Annotated in this window: 13 protein-coding genes; 1 reads left to right on the top strand and 12 read right to left on the bottom strand. The window is 41.6% G+C overall.

The window, feature by feature from the left end:
- Nucleotides 1-68: 68 nt before the first annotated feature.
- From tuf to VB797_RS06170, 8 genes are all read right to left on the bottom strand, one after another.
- Complete coding sequence (tuf, locus tag VB797_RS06135) at nt 69-1298, bottom strand: elongation factor Tu (protein ID WP_323236773.1); 1230 nt, start codon at nt 1296-1298, stop codon at nt 69-71.
- 22 nt (nt 1299-1320) lie between these two features.
- Nucleotides 1321-3399, bottom strand: a complete 2079-nt coding sequence (gene fusA / locus VB797_RS06140) for an elongation factor G (RefSeq protein WP_323236774.1) — start codon at nt 3397-3399, stop codon at nt 1321-1323.
- A gap of 147 nt (nt 3400-3546) precedes the next feature.
- Complete coding sequence (gene rpsG / locus VB797_RS06145) at nt 3547-4017, bottom strand: 30S ribosomal protein S7 (protein WP_323236775.1); 471 nt, start codon at nt 4015-4017, stop codon at nt 3547-3549.
- 199 nt (nt 4018-4216) lie between these two features.
- On the bottom strand, nt 4217-4345 hold the full coding sequence (locus tag VB797_RS06150) for a hypothetical protein (RefSeq protein WP_323236776.1): 129 nt from the start codon (nt 4343-4345) through the stop codon (nt 4217-4219).
- Between the two features lie 352 nt (nt 4346-4697).
- Nucleotides 4698-5075, bottom strand: coding sequence for a 30S ribosomal protein S12 (gene rpsL, locus VB797_RS06155; protein WP_323236777.1), 378 nt, complete (start codon nt 5073-5075; stop codon nt 4698-4700).
- Between the two features lie 336 nt (nt 5076-5411).
- Nucleotides 5412-5753, bottom strand: coding sequence for an iron-sulfur cluster assembly accessory protein (locus VB797_RS06160; protein ID WP_323236778.1), 342 nt, complete (start codon nt 5751-5753; stop codon nt 5412-5414).
- Between the two features lie 227 nt (nt 5754-5980).
- Complete coding sequence (locus tag VB797_RS06165) at nt 5981-6400, bottom strand: phosphomannose isomerase type II C-terminal cupin domain (protein WP_323236859.1); 420 nt, start codon at nt 6398-6400, stop codon at nt 5981-5983.
- A 335-nt stretch (nt 6401-6735) separates the two neighbouring features.
- Entirely contained in the window at nt 6736-8865 is a 2130-nt protein-coding gene (locus tag VB797_RS06170; protein WP_323236779.1) for a phosphodiester glycosidase family protein, read from the bottom strand.
- Between the two features lie 843 nt (nt 8866-9708).
- Between VB797_RS06170 and gltB the strand changes: the two genes are divergently transcribed.
- Nucleotides 9709-14388 (top strand): glutamate synthase large subunit, encoded by a 4680-nt coding sequence (gene gltB, locus VB797_RS06175; protein ID WP_323236780.1) that lies wholly within the window; start codon nt 9709-9711, stop codon nt 14386-14388.
- Nucleotides 14389-14796: 408 nt separating this feature from the next.
- On the opposite strand, the gene VB797_RS06180 is transcribed toward gltB, so the two are convergent.
- The 4 genes from VB797_RS06180 to VB797_RS06195 form a co-directional block, all read right to left on the bottom strand.
- Nucleotides 14797-15708, bottom strand: coding sequence for a polysaccharide deacetylase family protein (locus VB797_RS06180; protein WP_323236860.1), 912 nt, complete (start codon nt 15706-15708; stop codon nt 14797-14799).
- Nucleotides 15709-16789: 1081 nt separating this feature from the next.
- Nucleotides 16790-18043 carry a hypothetical protein gene (locus VB797_RS06185; RefSeq protein WP_323236781.1) on the bottom strand — a complete coding sequence of 418 codons (1254 nt, stop codon included), beginning with the start codon at nt 18041-18043 and terminating at the stop codon, nt 16790-16792.
- Nucleotides 18044-18245: 202 nt separating this feature from the next.
- Entirely contained in the window at nt 18246-19505 is a 1260-nt protein-coding gene (locus VB797_RS06190) for a hypothetical protein (protein ID WP_323236782.1), read from the bottom strand.
- 90 nt (nt 19506-19595) lie between these two features.
- On the bottom strand, nt 19596-21002 hold the full coding sequence (locus VB797_RS06195; protein WP_323236783.1) for a DUF2079 domain-containing protein: 1407 nt from the start codon (nt 21000-21002) through the stop codon (nt 19596-19598).
- Nucleotides 21003-21037: the final 35 nt, after the last annotated feature.

The following is a 21037-nucleotide window of genomic DNA, read 5'->3' on the forward strand; positions in this document are numbered from 1 at the left end:
AAGACAGGTAAAAAGCAGAGATGCATTATATCATCTCTGCTCGTTGTTTAGTTGAAATCCACGTTCAACTATTTAACGATTTTAGAAACTACGCCAGCACCGATGGTACGACCACCTTCACGGATTGCAAAGCGCATTCCTTGTTCGATCGCAATGGGGCTGATCAGTTCTACAGTCATCTTGATGCGGTCTCCAGGCATTACCATCTCAGCCTCACTACCATCATCGGCAGTGAAGGACTTGATCGAGCCTGTTACATCGGTGGTACGCACGTAGAATTGAGGACGATAACCGGAAAAGAATGGGGTTTTACGACCGCCTTCTTTCTCTGTTAAAACGTATACTTCGCCTTCAAAGTCAGTATGAGGAGTGATACTACCGGGCTTTGCTATTACCATGCCACGTTCGATATCCTCTTTCTGCATACCGCGTAGTAGTACTCCCGCGTTATCTCCAGCCATACCCTCATCGAGACTCTTCTTGAACATCTCGATCCCAGTTACGGTGGTGGCGCGAGTATTTCTGATCCCAACCAGTTCAACTTGGTCACCAACTTTGATTTTTCCGCGTTCGATTCTACCAGTTGCGACAGTACCGCGACCAGTGATAGAGAATACGTCTTCTACTGCCATTAAGAAGGGCTTATCTACAGCACGTTCGGGAGTAGGAATGTAAGCATCTACCTGTTCCATCAAATCGTAGATTTTATCTACCCAGGGGTCTTCACCTTTCTTCATGGTGGGGTTAGCAATCATTTTTTCCAAAGCTTGCAAACCAGAACCTGAAATTACAGGAATATCGTCACCGGGGAAATCGTAGTCGCTAAGAAGCTCGCGGACTTCCAACTCCACCAACTCCAATAATTCGTCATCATCCACCATGTCTTGCTTGTTCAAGAAGACTACGAGGCTGGGTACACCAACCTGCTTTGCTAGGAGAATGTGTTCGCGGGTTTGGGGCATGGGACCGTCAGCAGCAGACACGACAAGAATAGCGCCGTCCATTTGGGCTGCACCAGTGATCATGTTTTTCACATAGTCAGCGTGTCCGGGACAGTCTACGTGAGCGTAGTGACGAGAATCAGTTTCGTATTCAACGTGGGAAGTATTAATCGTAATACCCCGTGCCTTTTCTTCAGGTGCATTGTCAATATCATCGTACCTCTTCGCCGCAGACTGACCCAAGGCGGATAAAGTCATGGTGATGGCTGCTGTCAACGTGGTTTTACCGTGGTCAACGTGGCCAATAGTACCGATATTAACGTGTGGTTTATTTCTTTCAAATTTTGCGCGTGCCATGTATCCTCGTTTCCTTTTCTAACTATGCGTTCCCTTTGTTTTTCGCGATGATTGCCTCAGCCACGTTGCGAGGCACTTCCTCGTAGTTACTAAACTGCATCGAGAAGATACCCCGACCTTGGGTTTTTGACCGAATAACAGTTGCGTAACCAAACATTTCTGCCAATGGCACTTTAGAAGTTACCTTGGCTAAGCCTTCTTCGGACTCCATGCCTTCAATTTGACCGCGACGAGAGTTGAGGTCTCCTATGACATCCCCAAGAAAATCTTCGGGTACTTCTACCTCAAGTTTCATCATCGGTTCTAAAAGCACTGGTGAAGCTTTCATTACCGCTTGTTTCATCGCCATTGAACCGGCAATTTTGAAAGCCATTTCCGAAGAGTCTACATCGTGATAAGACCCATCAACCAACGTTGCTTTAACGTCAATTAACGGATACCCAGCTATAATACCGGATTCGCTGGTTTCTTTCATTCCTTGTTCGGCAGGTCCAATATACTCTTTCGGTATCGAACCACCAACAACTTTAGAAACGAATTCAAAACCGCTTCCGGGTTCTCCAGGTTCCAAGTTTATAACTACGTGACCGTATTGACCTTTACCACCGCTCTGACGGATGAATTTACCTTCAATTCCGTTAATTGGTTTGCGGATTGTTTCCCGATAGGCAACCTGCGGCGCACCAACGTTAGCTTCTACCTTGAATTCTCGCAGCATTCTATCTACTAAAATTTCTAGGTGCAGTTCCCCCATTCCCGCAATCACTGTTTGATTGGTTTCGGGGTTAACGCTGACTCGGAAGGTTGGGTCTTCCTCCGAAAGTGATTGCAGTGCTTTGCCTAATTTCTCCATATCGTTTTGGGTTTTGGGTTCAACCGCTACAGATATTACTGATTCGGGAATATAAAGCGATTCCAGAATCACTGGAGAACCTTCATCACAAAGCGTGTCACCTGTCAAGGTATACTTCAAGCCCACCGCAGCCCCTAAGTCTCCCGCAGATAGTTGCTCGACATCTTGTCGGTCATCTGCTTTCATTAACACCAAGCGGGAAATTCGTTCTTTTTTCTCTTTGGTGGAGTTGTACACATAGCTGCCTTTCTTTAGCACACCAGAGTAAACTCGAATAAATGTCAGACGACCGTAGGGGTCAGCCATAATCTTGAAAGCCAGAGCCGATAAAGGAGATTCATCATCAGCGTGTCTTTCAACAGTTTCACCGTTCGGTAACAGACCTTGAATTGGAGGTACATCCAACGGAGACGGCAGATAATCTACTACTGCATCAAGTAATAACTGTACGCCTTTATTTTTGAATGCCGAACCGCAAAGCATCGGCACCATAGTTCCAGCGATTGTACCCGTGCGTAAGGCAAGACTTACTTCCTCTTCGGTCAAATCCTCGCCCTCGAAATACTTGGTCATCAAGCTATCCGAGGTTTCAGCTACTGCTTCGATAAGTTTGGTTCGATATTCAAGAGCTATCTCCTGCATTTCGCCCGGTATATCGCTTTCCTCAATATCGGTGCCTTGGTCGTTGTTATAAACAAAGGCACGCATTTTTACCAAGTCAATAATGCCGCTAAATTCACTTTCGTTACCGATAGGCAACTGAATGGGAATGGCATTAGCCCGCAGGCGATCGCGTGCTTGTTCGTAAACCCGATAAAAGTTTGCGCCCGTGCGATCCATCTTATTGACAAAGATAATTCTCGGTACTTTATAACGGTCTGCTTGTCGCCAAACAGTCTCAGTCTGAGGCTGCACGCCGCCCACAGAACATAAAACCGTAATTACACCATCCAATACCCGCATAGAACGTTCAACTTCAATAGTGAAATCCACGTGACCGGGGGTATCAATAATGTTAATTTGATGGTCTTTCCAACTGGTACTAATTGCAGCAGCAGTAATAGTAATTCCCCGTTCCCGTTCTTGTGCCATCCAATCGGTGACGGCAGTTCCCTCGTGAACTTCACCTATTTTGTGAATGATGCCGGAGTAAAACAGTATTCTTTCTGTTGTTGTTGTTTTACCCGCATCAATATGAGCTGCAATACCCATATTGCGTACTCTTTCTAGCGGGACGGTACGTGCCACGACTGCCTCCTATGATTTTCGTCGTACAGATATCTTGATATATTACCAAAACGAGAAGTTTCTATACTATGAACCTAAAACCGTCATATTTATAGCAATAAAGATGATATACCACCGACCCACGAAGGCAATATATCTACCTTTAACTTAGTAACGATAATGTGCAAAAGCTTTGTTTGCTTCTGCCATTCGGTGTGTTTCTTCCCGTTTGCGAATTGCGCTACCTGTTTCGTTAGACGCATCCATTAATTCGTTTGCCAGTCTAGAAGCCATTGTTCGACCCGGACGCTGACGGGAATACTGCACCAGCCAACGCAGCGCGAGGGTTGTGCCTCTTTCCGAACGAACTTCCATTGGTACTTGGTAAGTGGCTCCACCAACTCGCCGAGCTTTTACTTCCACCAATGGGGTCAGATTGCGTATTGCCCTTTCAAAAACTTCTGTAGGGTCGTTACCAGTCCTTTCTTCAATGATTTTCATTGCTTCATAAACTATCCGCGCTGCAAGAGATTTCTTGCCATGACGCATGATTCGCCTGATTGTCATACTGATCAAGCGACTGTTGTAAACCGAATCAGGCGGAACTGCACGCCTTTGAATAACACCGCGACGAGACATACTTAACCTTTAATTCAATTAGAGCAACTACAGATAAATCTTTTTCATACTCCGGGAATTATATAGTATGTATTCCGATTTCTTTTACATCTGACCGTCGGTTTTGCAACTTTTAGACGAAATTGCGCCTGTGGTCGTAGATAATTAAGAACGATTGGAACACTAACTTCCTAATTCTAAGCAAGCAATTGCATAGAATCTAAAAACCCGAACTAATCAAAAAGTTAAACTCGCTGTTGCCGTGGACTTTCTCAACTTTATCAGTATACTGAGAACGCTCTTTATCTAAATAGTTGAATAAATCGCTCCAACCATAGCCTTCAAGCATTATCACTTATATATTGATATCTAAATTGAAATCCAAAACGTCTTATAGTTCGAGTATTTTCCTCCGGTCTACCGTCATGCCCTTACAATCATACTTGTCGTGTAGTTGTTAGCAAGACCGCGATCGCAGCTTTACTAACAAAACACGATGCAAACTACAAGGACAAATTACAAACACATTCAAGTGTTGTAAACTACTTTCGACTTTTAGAACCTTCGATCTTTTGCCTTCAATGGGAAGCAGAACTTTAACTTTCAACGGCACTAAGCGCTCTTGTCCGGTTATACGAACTATACGAGTGCATTTTTTGGCGACCGACAAATGTATTCTGCGGCAAATTGAACAGCAATAACTATTCTTTTTTCGGACGCTTCGTTCCGTACTTTGAACGACTTTGCTTACGGTCTTTAACTCCGGCGGTATCTAAGGTTCCACGGATGATGTGGTATCTCACACCAGGCAAATCCTTTACCCTACCGCCGCGAATCATCACTACTGAATGTTCTTGCAAGTTATGACCGATTCCTGGAATATAGGCCGTAACCTCAAATCCTGAAGTCAATCTTACCCTTGCTACTTTTCTGAGAGCGGAGTTGGGCTTTTTAGGAGTTGTTGTGTAAACCCTTGTACAAACGCCCCGCCTTTGAGGGCATTGTTTCAGAGCCGGGGACTTTGTTTTCTGACGCGCTTTATAACGCTCGTTACGAATTAATTGCTGTATTGTTGGCATGAGTTACAGCATATCAAGCTGTTGATTGTCTAACTTTTAACAAATCCTAATTATATCTCTTTTTCTAAAAGATTATAAAAAATTTTGGGGGGATTTTTAGATTTTTTTAATGTTGTGATTTTTTGGGCATTGATTGAGGCAGAGCCTCATGCAATTTTTTCCCAGTCTCTGACTGAGAACAAGGTACAAGATATAAGCACAAAATTTGCATGAATAGTCATGAAAATACTACCAAAGTCAACAGCCTAGGGATAATAGTCCAAGGATAAATCCGGGGTTTCCAACCTGAATTAAAAGCGGTAAAAATTTTGATTGGCATTAGTGACTGTTAACTGCTTACTGCTCGCTGCTCACTGAAAAAGAATTACCGCAGCTGCAAACGCTATTTGCTTGGGAGTTGTAAAATCGAAAACCGCCGCCCATTAGGTCTTCAGAATATTCTATAGTTAAGTCTCGAATATGCTCTAAGGTTTCGGTGGAGATGACTATTTGAATATTATTGCAGATAAAAACGCGATCGCCATCAGTGAATGTTTGTTCGTCTTTGAAAGCCATATCGTAAAACCAACCGCAGCAACCACCGGGTTTGACGGCTAAGCTAAATAGAAGATTTTTTTGTTTCTGCTTTGATTTTAATCGCTGTATTTCATCCGCTGCTGCTTGAGAAATTTTGATCATGAAAAAACAAGATATTGAATTTTTGATTTTAAATTCACATTAATTATTTTACAGAAATTGCGATCGCATAATCAAAGAACCAGGTTTTTCAAAAGAAGTACCGCACGGAAATCAAGCCGAGAACAGGAAGTTCCCATGCGGGGTTTAAACGACGAACACAATATATTTTTAAATGAAAGTTATGACTTTCTTAAGAGTTATCGGCTTTTGGCAAGCTATCCCTGATTTTATTTTTCCGCACGAGCATAGTCGTCTTGATAACGCACAATATCGTCTTCTCCTAGGTATTCCCCGTTTTGCACTTCAATCAATACTAAGGGAATTACGCCAGGGTTTTCTAAGCGGTGTGTGGTGCATTGTGGAACGTAGGTAGACTGATTATTGCTTAATACGATTTCTGCGTCGCCACAGGTGACTCTAGCAGTACCAGATACGACAATCCAGTGTTCGCTACGGTGATGATGCATTTGTAAGCTCAAGCGATGTCCAGGCTTAACTTCAATACGCTTGATTTTATAACCGCGTGCTTCTTCCAAAATTGTAAAAGAACCCCAAGGGCGTAACTCAGTTGCAGCAACGCCTCTAGGAGTAACAGATGGGGGTCGCGTCAGTGCGCTTGTTTCTGCTGTTTCTTGGAATTGAGCCATAATTACCTCGTTTGAAGACATAAAAAAAATCCGCTAGTACTCTTAACTATTGTTGGGAAAAAGTAGCGTAATATTGCAACCGTAATTGTCTGCAATTGAGTCCACCTTAGCCAAACATACCAAAGTCAATTGTTACGGTGTAATCAACAGGTCGCGAGAATGGTATGTTTACACAAAGTCTTCATAAATTGTAAAGCCAGCTTTTCACAAGCTTTAAAAACTTTTTAATTATTAGTGATTTATGCCGTTTGTTACGTAAAAGTACGGAATCACTAATACAGTAAATATTACTAAGTGGAATTGGGAATTGCGAATTATCTCCCCTTGTCCCCCTCTCAGGGACGTGGTAAGAAAATCCCAATTCCGTTATGAACGCTGGCGGCGGTGTCGGGGGAGCGGTCGAGCAATTGTCCTCCCAAATAAAGACTTGTTGAACTACCACCGTCTAAATTTAGAGCGTTGACGCAGCCTAATTTCTGCATTAATTGGGCGTGTTCTGTCAAGTTTGGTCCAGTCCCACCGGCGCGGTCATGCACCGCAGCAATGATGAGGTTTCCGTTTGAGGTAGTGCAAACGGCGCTACGAATAGCTTTTTGCTCGGCAAAGGCTTTACTGAATTTTTCAGCTTCGGCATCAAGAACAATTTGGTTGTCTTTGACTAGCAATGGTCCCGCTCCTAGAATCTGGGGATAGCGGTTGAATTGTGGAGAGACAGCCGAACTGACAATGCTTATAGGAGTTGCAATCGATAATTTTGCGGCCTCATTGACGGCACCAGCGCGAAAAGCTAGTAGATAGCCGTTCTTGGGAATCGGTACAGCCCCAACTCCAGCTTGCTTCCCTGCATACTTTTGGGTAACTTGATTGTTTTGAACGATCGCAATAATTTCGTTGTCAGTAAGGGGTGTATAAGTTTCTCCCCACAGATAAGTGTATCTCGCTATTCCTTGCTGTACGTATCCACTGTTGAGATGAGAAATTGGCAGGCTTTGATTATTAGGAATAACTAAAGTTTCTTGTAGAGAAAGCCGATCCATGTAAAATTGTCCGGCATCATTCCAAGCAACAGCACCTCGGTTCAGAATCGGGCCGGAGAGCCACTGACCATCCCGACGAATTGCACCCAAGGGTAAGCGGTTTTTACGATTGAAGAAACCACCGTTGATTGCAGCGGCTGCTAGATATTTTTGAGCGGTATTAATTAGGGGTGCGGTACCTTCTTGTCGATCTTGGTTGGTCGTGACAGGTCTAACTTTGACTTTGGAAGTGCGGGGATTAATCTCTAGCCATACTACCGGAAAGCTTTCCTTACCCAAGGACACAAACTGCTGTTTCCAGCGCAATCCTGTAGCCCAATCGATTGAGCGTTCGACTAAAGCATCCGGACGTACATCAATAACTAAACGATGCGGTGCGCTTGTTGTGCTGATGCGAGGAGCTAAGCCGAAGGGAACTGCAAGTCGAATGATAGTTTGATTGTTGACTACTTCCACTTGTTGAATAAGTGGTTCTGGAGTTGGTTGTGGAGAAAATGGTAGCGGTATCTTGTTGAGAATATTATTTAATATGGGTTGAGTTGGCGGTGCGGGAGTGTAACGCTGTACTAAATTACCGTCTGCAACTCCATCAATGGTAATTGTCCACTCTCTTGCAGGTAGTTGTGGTTTGGCAGCAGGAGTATTCGTTTCTATGACAACATTTTGAGAATCTTCTAGGAGATCGGGTTTAGATGTTGGCAGTTGAGGTATGGGTTCGGGTTTTTTAATTAAAGCGCCCGGATTTAGTTTCCAAGGTGTGGGACGGTCTAAATCTACAATTACCCGTTGTTGAGATGATTTGTCTAGATTAATATTTCCGACTTTTGTGATCGGTGTAGAAATTTCTAAGATATTACCTTTTGTTTCTACTTGCCATTTTGCTTGTTGAGCAAATTTTGTAATATCTAAATAGCGATATCCCTGCACCAGGAAACCATTTAATACCTGTGGCTTGGATAACGCAGAAAACCACTGTACTGGTTGCAGTTGCGGACTGTTACTATTTAATAAATCGACCCCTATCGATCGCAGCGCTCCATCACTTAGATAAGTGCTTATTGATGCTTTGCCTTTTTGCTTTGGTTGCAGCCAAGTTCCCCGAAAAGAGCGACCGTTAACAGATATTTGAGTGCCAGAGAAAAATGATCCTTTGGAAGTCGATACGACCGATGGTTGATTTGACTGCGGCATCAGTTTAATATTATTTGCAGGCTCAGCTTTAGCAATGGAACTAGCTGTCAGATTTAAAATTATTGCAAGGGCTGAGAATACCGTAAATTTAGCAAAAAAGCAATAGCGCAGTGTAGCGTGATCGCGCCATATCGGTGCGGGTATATTTTTTGTAGCAAATTTTTCAAAAGAGCTATCATTTTTATTACCTATAGCACTAGGGATTTTTTCTTGACTGGAAGAAAGCTTTTTGAACATAATATTCGGTTAAGTAGTTACTCAAAAAAAATGATTTTTTTACATCGAAACAATTATCAAACCCAAAGTTCTTTAACGTGATAGTGTATAATTAGCCTTCTGTGATTTGCCTGCATCATGACAGTAGTAATTTACGCAAACTGATTGTAAATAATGCGTCAGTAAACAGTTTCTTTTGCTAGATAACTATAGGAGTTTTTGCTTGTAAAAGATAAGTTGCAATGTTTTATCTTTTTTTCTTCAACGTCTTGAAAAGTTTGGTGCAAGGAGTATCCCCGCATCAACTTTCCGCCACTCGTGCGGGGTGTGACAGACATTAATAACATTTGTAAAGGGTGTTGCCTTCAAGTGTGGGTATACTGCGACACAAAAAATCAACAATTAGTTAAGATAATCGGGAATTGCAAATGGACAACTAGTGTATGTAATACGCTGCAAGATTAAGCACCAAATTAGCAGAAACAATATTGAAAGTAATGAACGATTACATAGAAGTTTTGTTTCGGATCGGCAATAAATAGCTGCACGCAGTAAAAAAAACTTGCATTTTAGACAGACTGATTGAGAGAATATATAGCCTCAAGATATAAATAGAAAACCAGCGATACGTAAAGAAGGTCGATCAAACTCAGCATAAAAACATAAAAAATAGCGGGATAACTTGAACGCGGGCGCGAAAAAAAACAAGCCCGGAGTTAAACTTTTTCCTCGACATTTGCGAAAAGTTGGTGTGGGGATACTAGTTGCACCAAACTTTTCAGGAGATGACAACTTAGTTTTCTCTATTTCCTTCTTTGTGAAGGAATTTTTATCAAAAAAATTAGCTTTATCGGGGGACATTCTATGAATAACCAGCAAATGAATCAAGATAAAAACATTACTTCAGATACTTTTTTAGGTCAAAAGTGGTTGGTTGAAGAGAGAGACGCTTGTGGTGTGGGCTTTATTGCTCATCGTAAAAATGTAGAAAGTCATGAAATCTTAGCAAAAGGGTTGATTGCTTTAACTTGTTTAGAACATCGGGGTGGCTGTAGTGCTGACCGCGATTCTGGGGATGGTGCGGGGATCTTGAGCGCGATACCTTGGGAATTGCTACTCCCCGGTGCTACGACCCAAAATACTGCTGTGGGAATGCTGTTTTTACCCCGCGATGCCCAAGCTGCCCAAGTTGCTCGCTCGACTGTGGAAACTGTGGCGCGTTCTGAAAATTTGACGGTGCTGGGATGGCGTGTAGTTCCTGTAGATTCGAGCGTGTTGGGGGTACAGGCAAGCGATAATCAACCGCAAATCGAGCAGATCTTTCTCAGCGCACAAGTGACTGGGGATGAATTAGAAAGAAAGCTCTATATTACCCGCCGTTTAATTTCCAAGGCTATACAAAATTGCGATCGCCTCGATGATGATGTTTACGTTTGTTCGCTTTCGGCTCGCACGATTGTCTACAAGGGTATGGTGCGATCGGCGGTGCTAGCAGATTTTTATCTGGATCTCAAAAATCCGGCTTATAAAACTAGTTTTGTGGTCTACCATCGCCGTTTTAGCACTAACACTATGCCCAAGTGGCCCCTAGCTCAACCGATGCGGTTGTTGGGTCACAATGGCGAAATTAATACGCTGCTGGGTAATATCAACTGGATGAAGGCTAGGGAAGCCACTTTGAATCATCCGGTTTGGCAGGGACGTATAGATGAATTAAAGCCGTTTGTCAGTGTTGGTTCTAGCGATTCGGCTACTTTGGATAATGTGTTTGAGCTACAGGTGCGATCGGGTCGCAGTCCTTTGGAAGCTTCGATGATTATGGTTCCGGAGGCTTATAACCATCAGCCTGCTCTAAGTAAATATCCGGAGGTTGTGGACTTTTATGAATACTACAGCGGTTTGCAGGAAGCTTGGGACGGTCCGGCGCTGTTGGTGTTTAGCGATGGCGTGACGGTGGGGGCAAGTTTAGACCGTAATGGTTTGAGACCGGCGCGTTACTGCATTACTGCGGATGACTATATTGTGGTGGCTTCGGAAGCTGGTGTAGTTGAGTTTCCTGAAGAAAATATTATTGAGAAGGGACGCTTGGGACCCGGACAAACGATCGCGGTAGATTTGCAAAACCATTCTATTTTGAAGAATTGGCAAATTAAGCTCTCTGTTGCGAAAAAACATCCTTATGGGGAATGGTTGCGGGGAAGGAAGCAGTTAGGGAGTAGGGAGCAGGGAACAATTAAGAATGGGAATGGGTTGAATGGTAACGGAAATGGTAACGGACGTGGGGCAACTTCCGAACTAAAAGAAATAGATAGAGAGGCTTTACTGCGGCATCAGATTGCTTTTGGCTATACCACTGAAGATGTGGAAATGATTATTCAACCAATGGCGATCGATGGGAAGGAACCGACTTTTTGTATGGGGGATGATATTCCTTTGGCGGTACTTTCTGCTAAGCCCCATTTGCTGTACGACTATTTTAAGCAGCGGTTTGCTCAGGTGACTAATCCTCCTATCGATCCTTTACGGGAAAAGCTGGTGATGTCGCTTGCTGTGGAGTTGGGTGGGAAGGGTAATTTACTCGACCCCAAAGCCGAATATGCGCGGCGGTTCAAGCTGGATACGCCGGTGTTAACGGCCGCTCAGTTAATTGAAATCCAACAATCGGATTTTAATGTAGTAGAGTTATCGACGGTATTTTCTATCGATAGCGGCAGCGAAGGCTTGAAGACGGCCGTCGAGTTTTTGCAGCAGCAAGCTGTGGAAGCAGTGCAAAATGGAGCGAAGATTTTGATATTGAGCGATCGGATCAATTCCCCATTACCAATTCCCAATTCCCCATCTAACTACGGCGCAATCAACGCAGACCATACCTACATTCCGCCAATGTTAGCGGTGGGTGCGGTTCATCATCATTTGATTGCGAATGGGCTGCGGATGGATACTTCTTTGGTGGTTAATACTGCCCAATGTTGGAGTACTCATCATTTTGCTTGTTTGATCGGTTTTGGTGCGGCGGCTGTATGTCCATATATGGCTTTGGATACCGTGAGTAGCTGGTGGTCTGACCCCAAAACTCAGCAGTTTATGCAGCGCGGTAAAATTGAGGCGATTGGTTTGGAACGAGCGATCGCCAATTATATGACGGCGGTTGAAAATGGGTTGCTGAAAATCTTGTCGAAGATGGGCATTTCGCTGCTGAGTAGCTATCAAGGGGCGCAGATTTTTGAGGCGATTGGCATTGGCGGCGATCTGTTAAATTTGGGTTTTAGGGGTACTACTTCGCGGATTGGCGGTTTGAGCGTCACTGAGTTGCAGCACGAAGTACTATCGATTCACTGCAAGGCTTTCCCGGTGACTGCTAAGAAACTAGAAAATCTCGGCTTTGTGCAGTATCGTCGCGGTGGCGAATATCACATGAATAGTCCGGAAATGGCGAAGGCGCTACACCAGGCTGTGGGTAGTAAAAGCTACGACCATTATGAGGTTTATCAGCAACATTTGCAGCACAGACCGATTACGGCACTGCGGGATTTATTGGATTTTCAAAGCGATCGCCAGTCCATTTCTATAGAGGAAGTGGAGTCGGTAGCAGAAATTGTCAAGCGGTTCTGTACTGGGGGAATGTCGTTAGGAGCTTTGTCGCGAGAAGCACACGAAACTTTGGCGATCGCCATGAATCGGTTGGGCGGTAAGTCGAATTCTGGGGAAGGTGGAGAAGACCCGGTGCGGTTCGGGATATTAAATGATGTGGATGATAGCGGGCGATCGGCTACTTTACCGCATTTGCATGGGTTGCGGAATGGTGACAGGGCAACGAGTGCGATCAAGCAGGTGGCATCAGGACGGTTTGGGGTGACTCCGCAGTATCTGATGAGCGCCAAGCAAATTGAAATTAAGATGGCTCAAGGTGCTAAGCCGGGGGAAGGGGGACAGTTACCGGGTAAGAAGGTGAGCGAATATATTGCCACTTTGAGAAAGTCGAAGCCCGGTGTAACTTTGATTTCTCCACCACCGCACCACGATATCTATTCGATTGAAGATTTGGCGCAGTTGATATTTGATTTGCATCAAGTTAACCCCCTCGCTCAGGTTTCGGTGAAGCTGGTAGCAGAAATTGGCATCGGTACGATCGCAGCGGGTGTAGCTAAGGCGAATGCGGATATTATCCAGATATCCGGTCATGATGGCGGTACGGGGGCATCACCATTGAGTTCGATTAAACACGCCGGAACTCCGTGGGAACTCGGATTGAGCGAAGTGCATCGGGTGTTGATGGAAAACAGTTTGCGCGATCGGGTGATTTTGCGAGTAGATGGGGGATTGAAGAGCGGTTGGGATGTGTTGATGGGTGCCACAATGGGAGCGGAGGAGTTCGGGTTTGGTTCGATTGCGATGATTGCGGAAGGCTGCATTATGGCGCGGATCTGTCACACGAATAACTGTCCGGTGGGCGTAGCTTCTCAGAAAGAAGAGTTACGTAAACGGTTCCCCGGAACGCCGGAACAGGTAGTGAATTTCTTTTATTTTATTGCCGAAGAGGTACGCAGTCTGTTAGCAAAATTTGGCTATCGTTCATTATCAGAACTGATTGGACGGGCTGACTTGATTGCCTTACGCTCGGTGGAATTGACCAAAACGCGATCGCTGAATCTGGACTGTTTGTTGAAATTACCCGATACAAAGCAAAATCGCGACTGGTTGCAGCACGAAGCGGTGCATGGTAACGGTGCGGTATTGGATGACGAAATACTGGCAGATGCGGAAGTTGAGCGGGCGATTAACGGACATGGAGTGGTGAATAAAACCTATAGTGCAGTGAATACCAATAGAACCATCGGCGCACGGATTGCCGGTGCGATCGCCTCCAAGTATGGCGATGATGGGTTTGGGGGGCAGATCGACCTTACCTTTACGGGCAGCGTCGGACAGAGCTTTGGGGCTTTTAACCTGCGGGGAATGAATTTGAGGCTGTTAGGAGAAGCCAACGATTATGTAGGTAAGGGAATGAATGGTGGGGAAATTGTAATTAAACCGCCGCTCCAAGCCAAATACGAGCCGTCGGAAAACACGATAATTGGCAACACCTGTATGTACGGTGCGACAGGAGGAATGCTGTTAGCCGTGGGGAAAGCGGGAGAGCGGTTTGCGGTGCGTAACTCCAAGGGTACGGCGGTAATTGAAGGAGCCGGAGACCACTGCTGCGAATACATGACCGGGGGTGTAGTGGTGGTATTGGGTAGAGTGGGGCGCAACGTAGCAGCGGGGATGACCGGGGGATTGGGGTATTTCTTAGATGAAGAGGGCGATTTCCCTCAATTGGTCAACCCGGAAATAGTCAAGATACAGCGAGTAGTGACTGAGGGTGGGGAAAAGCAGCTTAAGGATTTGATTATGCTTCATTATGAGCGTACCGAATCAGCGAAAGCCAAAATGATTTTAGATAACTGGCAAGAGTTTTTACCAAAATTCTGGCAATTAGTTCCACCATCAGAAGCTGATGGTGTAGAAGCGGATTCTCGAACAAAACAGTTGAGTTCGGTTTAGATATAGTACTCAACCAACCCAACATCGCTGGTTAAGGTTAGGGAGTAGGGAGTAGTGGAAATAAAATTCCCTTACAAACTTCTCTTGGTGAACTACTAGTAGTCCACCACATTAATTTTGATGGATAAAATTTTCGTAGTGGGAGCGTCTCGCTCCCTGATATCAATTAGCGAGCGGGACGCTCGCACTACCTCTACCCTTCATAACTAATGATTTGGACCACTAGTACAAGTCGGTTTAAATTCAGATCTGAAGCCGGACGCTAAAAACCCCTCAATCAATAAGGGTACGACAAATGCCGTACCCTTGATTTATTAGCCATTCAAACGCAATTCTAGATTTAAAAATCAATTAATAGAAATATTAATTAGTCAATCGTGACAAAGTAACAAGATTAACAAATAATAACTATTTCTTCTGTGCAGTCACCGTTTTTTGAGACTTCTCCTCATGCTCTAGCAATTCTGGAATAGTTACAAAACGATAACCTTCTTTTTTCAAGTTGCTAATAATTGTTGGTAGAGCAGCAACAGTATTTTTGCGGGGACCACCACCATCATGCAACAGGACGATACCACCAGGAGTAGCCTGCTTCATAACTTTACTCACCAAAGTAGGAGCCGAAGGACGAGCGTAATCCATAGAATCAGCAGACCACATTACCACCGTATAATTTTTACCTTTCGCATAAGCAGATAAGCCATTATGCAGCATTCCACCAGGCGGACGAAACAAAGTAGTTTTAGTGCCTGTGGTTTGATAAATCAGGTCTGAAGTACGGTCAATTTCTAAAGCAGCAGCTTGCGGGTTGAAAAAATGATACCAATGATGCCAAGTGTGATTGCCGATAGTATGACCATCAGCGACTATTCGCTTGCCTAAATCGGGATAGTTTTTTAAAACTTGCCCAACAACAAAAAACGTCGCCTTGACATCATTTTTTTTCAAAATTTCCAGTATTTGAGCAGTATAGCCAGGCCAAGGTCCATCATCAAACGTAAGAGCAATTAACTTATCGTTAGGAGCTAGTTTTGCCTGCTTAATTATTTTTCCTTGAAAGCTTTTTGGTACTGTATGAAAAACACCTTTAGATACCGCAACATCTTGCCAACTGGTGAGCATTGCACCCTTAAATTCTTTGATCTGAGAAAACGAACCAGATTTTGCTGTTATATCTTCAACTTTTATTTGCTGTTTGCTACTTGCATTCGTAGAATCCCACTTGATAGGTAACATTAAACCAAGTACAAAACTACCGCATAAAGCAGTCAGAGCAATTAATATTCCTTGGGGTAAAGCTAACGACTTCTTATTTTCCACCAAACACGGCTCCTTCACTATCGAACCGCCACTTACGGTCATGACGGTATGTTATAACACAGTTTCTCTATATTCTTTATTACCGGATCAATTTTCAGTAATCCTGAAAAATTAAATACAGGTTTACAGAAGTTCGCCTTTGGAGACGGATGTATTTATATTTACTTAAAAGCCGAAACAATAAGGAACTACAGGTAATAAGCAGATGCAATACACGTAACTGTATAGTTACAACAAACGAGGTTAATTTTACCTTTAAAAAATAATTTGTCCATTAAAGAAAAGGTTAAAATTTTCACCCAATAATACTTGCCTTGTAAGCGAGTATTCCGATAAGACGCTGCGCGGGGTAATTTGGTTTCACCTGCTTTAAAGATAGCCTTGCGTCTAATCTAAATGCTCGCTAAGCAATTCAAATGCAATGTTGTTATTTTTATGAGAATATTTGAAATCCGGTAGCAATGTTTAATTTAATACTAGAATAATTTGTTTTATTATTTACAAACAAATTTAGCAATCTATATTTTATACATAAGCTTCAGTATAAAAATTAAATTTACAACATATTAATGATGACAAATACATCTTTAAATGCAGACAGTATAAACACTGAATTTAATATCTGAAAATATTCCTCTAGACTTATACTTTTGATATCAACTTATTTAAGCATTTTAGAAATAATATTCTTGTTGTACAAAATACATATAATATTTTATTTTTCAGAATATTTTAGTCTTTTCTTAATACTAAAGTAGTTGCTGGATATATAACTTCTAATAACACGATTGTATTGACATAGTTTATTTAATGTACGAAATTTATTCAGTAAATTGACCTCGATTACGAAGTGTAAAAGACTAATCTAAATATGAAGATAGCTTTCATTTAAATTAAACCGAGAGGAACGCAGAATTTTATTTTTTGAGTGAAAAAGTCGATTATAGCTGCGTCTTTATTAATTGAAGCCAAATCCATATAGGAAAAAGCAATCTGCTTTCTTAATAGCTGCACAGCTGAGAGTATACAATAAAACATCGTTTTTAGTAAGCCAGCAAAATATTTATTTATTAACAGTTTTTTAAGCTACCCATTGATTCTGGGCAAACAGTACAGCTAAACTTGCTAATAAAACAGCGAAAAATCCCGCGATCGCAAAACCCCAAGCACGATAATCTTTCAGCAACAGCCCCAAAGCGAAAGACAAGGAAACAATACCATAAGCGTAGCGTTCCACAGAAGCTGTAAGTCCGGTATTAAGTATTAAGGCATAGGAGAAAAAGGCGTAAACCACTGTTACCAAAGGAATTTTAGCTCGCGAATACCATAATAAACCAAGTCCACCAAAGACAATAGCTATCTTAACCAAAGGAATTTTATCAAATGGATTTCCGGCTGCTGACCATAACGGTTCACCGATACCCAACCATAACAATAACCATAAAAAATAGAATACACCGCGCAACTTTATATTAATTAACTGTTGGCGAAAACGCCATAATAAAAAACCGCTGAGTACTATTAATCCAAGTAATAGCGGAGAACTGAAAATTTGCATCAACATATTCCACCAGCCCTGAGCCGCAAATCCCGTAGAATCTCTCCAACCTTTTTGGACGTGGACAAATGCTAAAGGGTCATTAAATTTTATTAAACAATACAAACTATAAAGCAACGTACTCGATCCTACAGCAAAACTAGCCAGATAAGCTTTTACACCCCTGTGTTGTTTCCAAGCAACGAACAAAAAAGCCGGAATCAACATGACTCCAGTGATTCTGGTTGCTGTGGATAATATTCCCCAAATCGCTGCCGAGATATGCTGCTTTTTATCAAAAGCGCGTAAAGCTGCGGTACTAAATAATAAAAATAATCCTTCAGTATAAATTACGCTTCCGTAAAGAGAATAAGGACACCACCCCAAAACAACAGTACTCCAACGTGCCGCACTTACGCCATAACATTCTTTTACCCAAGAGTAGAGGACAATTAAAGCACCTAAAAATGCAAAATTATTTAATAATACGGCTGCCACTTTAAAAGGTAAACCAAAGTACATAATTGCTTTAGTTAGTAATGGTAAAAGTGGAAAAAACGCCACAGAATATTGTTTACCATCATTGATAAATTCATAACCAACTACAACAATACGGTGATACCAGATGCTGTCCCATGCATAGAAAACATCCCAGCCAAAAGCCGGGGGTTGAGCATTTTCTGGAATAGGTATTAAAGGAGCAATTAAGAACATGGCTACAACAATTATTAATCGGCTGAAAAACCACATTGTTGTAGGGAAAATCAAATCGTTATGTAAAAATTTGGATTGAGCCATTCGATTTTGGATTATATCTTTATGATTTCAGGATTTCAATAACAAGATACTTATTTTTTTATTCTATTTGAGTATTTTTGATTATCTCCTAGTTGGAAACTAAGAGCTTATTTTTTAAATTAAAATTAAAACCTAATATAACTTTGCTAAAAAAACGACATAAAAAGTAGCCAAAGATTTATTTGATTAACTTAAGTTTTACTTATGATACCCAGACATTTTGAGCAAACCTCACAGCTAAACTAGCAAGCAGGATGGCGAAAAAAACCATAGTAAAACGTCCTACAAAAGGGCGAGAATGAAGGAATTCGCCAAATGCAAACGATAGCGATATAATGCCGTAGGCGTAACGTTCAACAGAAGCAGTAAGACCTGTGTTGAAAATTAAAATATAAGAAAAAAGTCCATATATTACAGCAACAAGGGGAATTTTTGCCCGCGACCACCACAATAGATATAAACCCCCGAAAATAAATACGCTTTTAATGAATGGATCTCCTGCTAATAACCACATTAATAAGATTAGTACAGAGAAAGCGTAGTTCAATTGTTTAGAACTTAATTTATGACGAAATTGCCATAATAGATAAAAAATACCAATACATAATGTAAAAAGAAGCGGATATAAAGGATCTTTTAAATATTCTGACTTTACATTAATCGGACCAAATAAAATTTGCATCAGCATTTTAACCCAACCTTGCCAAGCAAAACCGGCTGAGTCACGCCAGCCTTTTTGTGCATGAACAAATGCTAAAGCATCGCCAAATTTCACAAAACAATAAAAGCTATACAAAAGTAAACCACTAGCAACACATAGACTGGCAATATATGCTTTAATATTTTTACCTTGCTTCCAAGATAAGAACAAAAAAGCCGGAATAAGAGTAACTCCTGGAACTCGCGTTGCGGTAGATAATGCTCCCCAAAAACCTGTACCAATATATTGTCCTTTACAGAAAGCTCGTAGAGCAGCTGTAGTACATAATAAAAACAACCCTTCAGTATAAATTACAGTTCCAAATAGCGAAAAAGGGCACCAAGCTAAAGCTGCTGTCGCCCATCTAGCTCGGCTTTTACCACTATATTCATCTACCCATAAATATAAAATGATTAAAGCACCCAAGAAGGTTAAATTATTAATTAATAAACCTGCGACTTTAAAAGAAAAACCGAAGTTCATTAACAGATGAGTTAACAAGGGAAATAAAGGGAAAAATGCGACAGAATGTTGTTTTCCATCGTTAATATATTCATAACCAGAACTGGCTATTGAATCATACCAACCACTATCCCAAGCATAGAAAACATCTAAACTAAATGTAGCAGCATCACCGTTTGTAGGCGCTTTTAGTAAAGGAGCAATTAGCAACATCGCTACAACAATTACTAATCGGCTGAAAAACCACATTACTGTAGCAAAAACTAAAGCATTCTCTAAATATTTTTTAAATTTACTCATGGTGTTTTAGATTTTAAAGTTATGATTTCATTCTTTTAAATCACCTCTAGTTGAAAATGATCTAATTTTTTGACCGGAAAAAGTTTAAAATTAAAAGCGCTTTATAAATAGAAAAACATCATCGCGCTGATATTGCAAATTAAATTTTTGATTATCTTTGAGTTGACTTATTAAGCCAGTGACGAAATCCCGATTATTTAACCAACCTGGATGGCGGAGATTTAGTAATACATAATCATATTTAGTTAAATCTGCTGGAGGTAAATCGGCATTTGTTAACTCAATTAATTCTCGATGAGCTAAATGAGGCGCAATTGTTGCCGTAGTAAGAACACCGCCTTTTGTTTGAACTTGACTAACAGCTTCTCGCGTGGCTTCGAGAGTGTCTAAAGTGTCTAGATAACGCGACCAAAAATATCCATATTTAGCCAAAGCTAAAAAAGCAATTAATGACCAGGTAATTAATAATTTAGAAGTCAGCCAAGGTCTTTCTTTTCGTTGTTGATACTGATGTATAGAGCATAATAGCCATACGATAATAAAAGGAAAAATCGTTAATGAATAATGATGAACTAAATCTCTTTGTGCGGAATAATCTGAGAGTATATTTAATAAAAGCATTGGTAATGCTGGTAATAATATCATGACCTGTTGCCAGCGTAATCCAATAATTACTGGCGCTACAAGTAGAAAATAATAAAAAACTGTATCTCTGAGAAAGAATTTACTAAAAATTAAACTTGGATTAGTAAATATATTAGATAGAATTTCTGAAGGTGAATTACCTAGAGTTGCATAAAAAACTACACCTCCAGCTTGACCTCCTCTAAGCATTGGCACTAGATAACCGATTGTAGCTATAAACCAAACTGTCCCAAGTACTATACATCCCCAACCATATAATCGTTTACCCGCAACTAACCAAAACCAAATCCCCAGTCCAATTACGGTTAAACTCAAAATTTCTTTACAACTCAAAACTAGAACTACAGCTGCTATCAGTTGCCAAGTTTTACCTGCAATTCCTGCCCATATTGCCCAAAGTAACCCTGGTACTGCAATTGACTCTGGACGAAAATCGGTAAAAAAATTGCTGTTAAATAACGCTGGATAAAGCAAATAAGACAAAGCAACTGCTCTTGCATAAATTGGAGATAAGCGGCTTTGTAAACTCAAGGCATATATTGGTAACGCTCCTAATGATAAAGCAATTGCTTGTACTGCAAACAGCCAATGTACGTTAGGAATTATTTTGTATAGTAAAGCGATCGCATATAAAATTAGAGCTGCATGGTCTCCTAGCAGATGAAAACCCAAAAGTGATGAAATCGGTGGTTTACCGATACTAGCAAGGTAAACCCATTGGTCAAATACAGCTAAATCAAGAGCTGTTGATTTAAACAGCGCATGTCGTAAACTGCTGCAAGCAAAAAGAATTAACATACTAATGCTAACCATCCAAGCAATTGCAGTATGTTGATTTTGTATTTTTATCATATTAACTAACCTTTAGCCTCAGTTTTTATTTAATT

The organism is Rivularia sp. UHCC 0363, from assembly GCF_034931125.1.
Taxonomy (GTDB): Bacteria; Cyanobacteriota; Cyanobacteriia; order Cyanobacteriales; family Nostocaceae; genus Rivularia.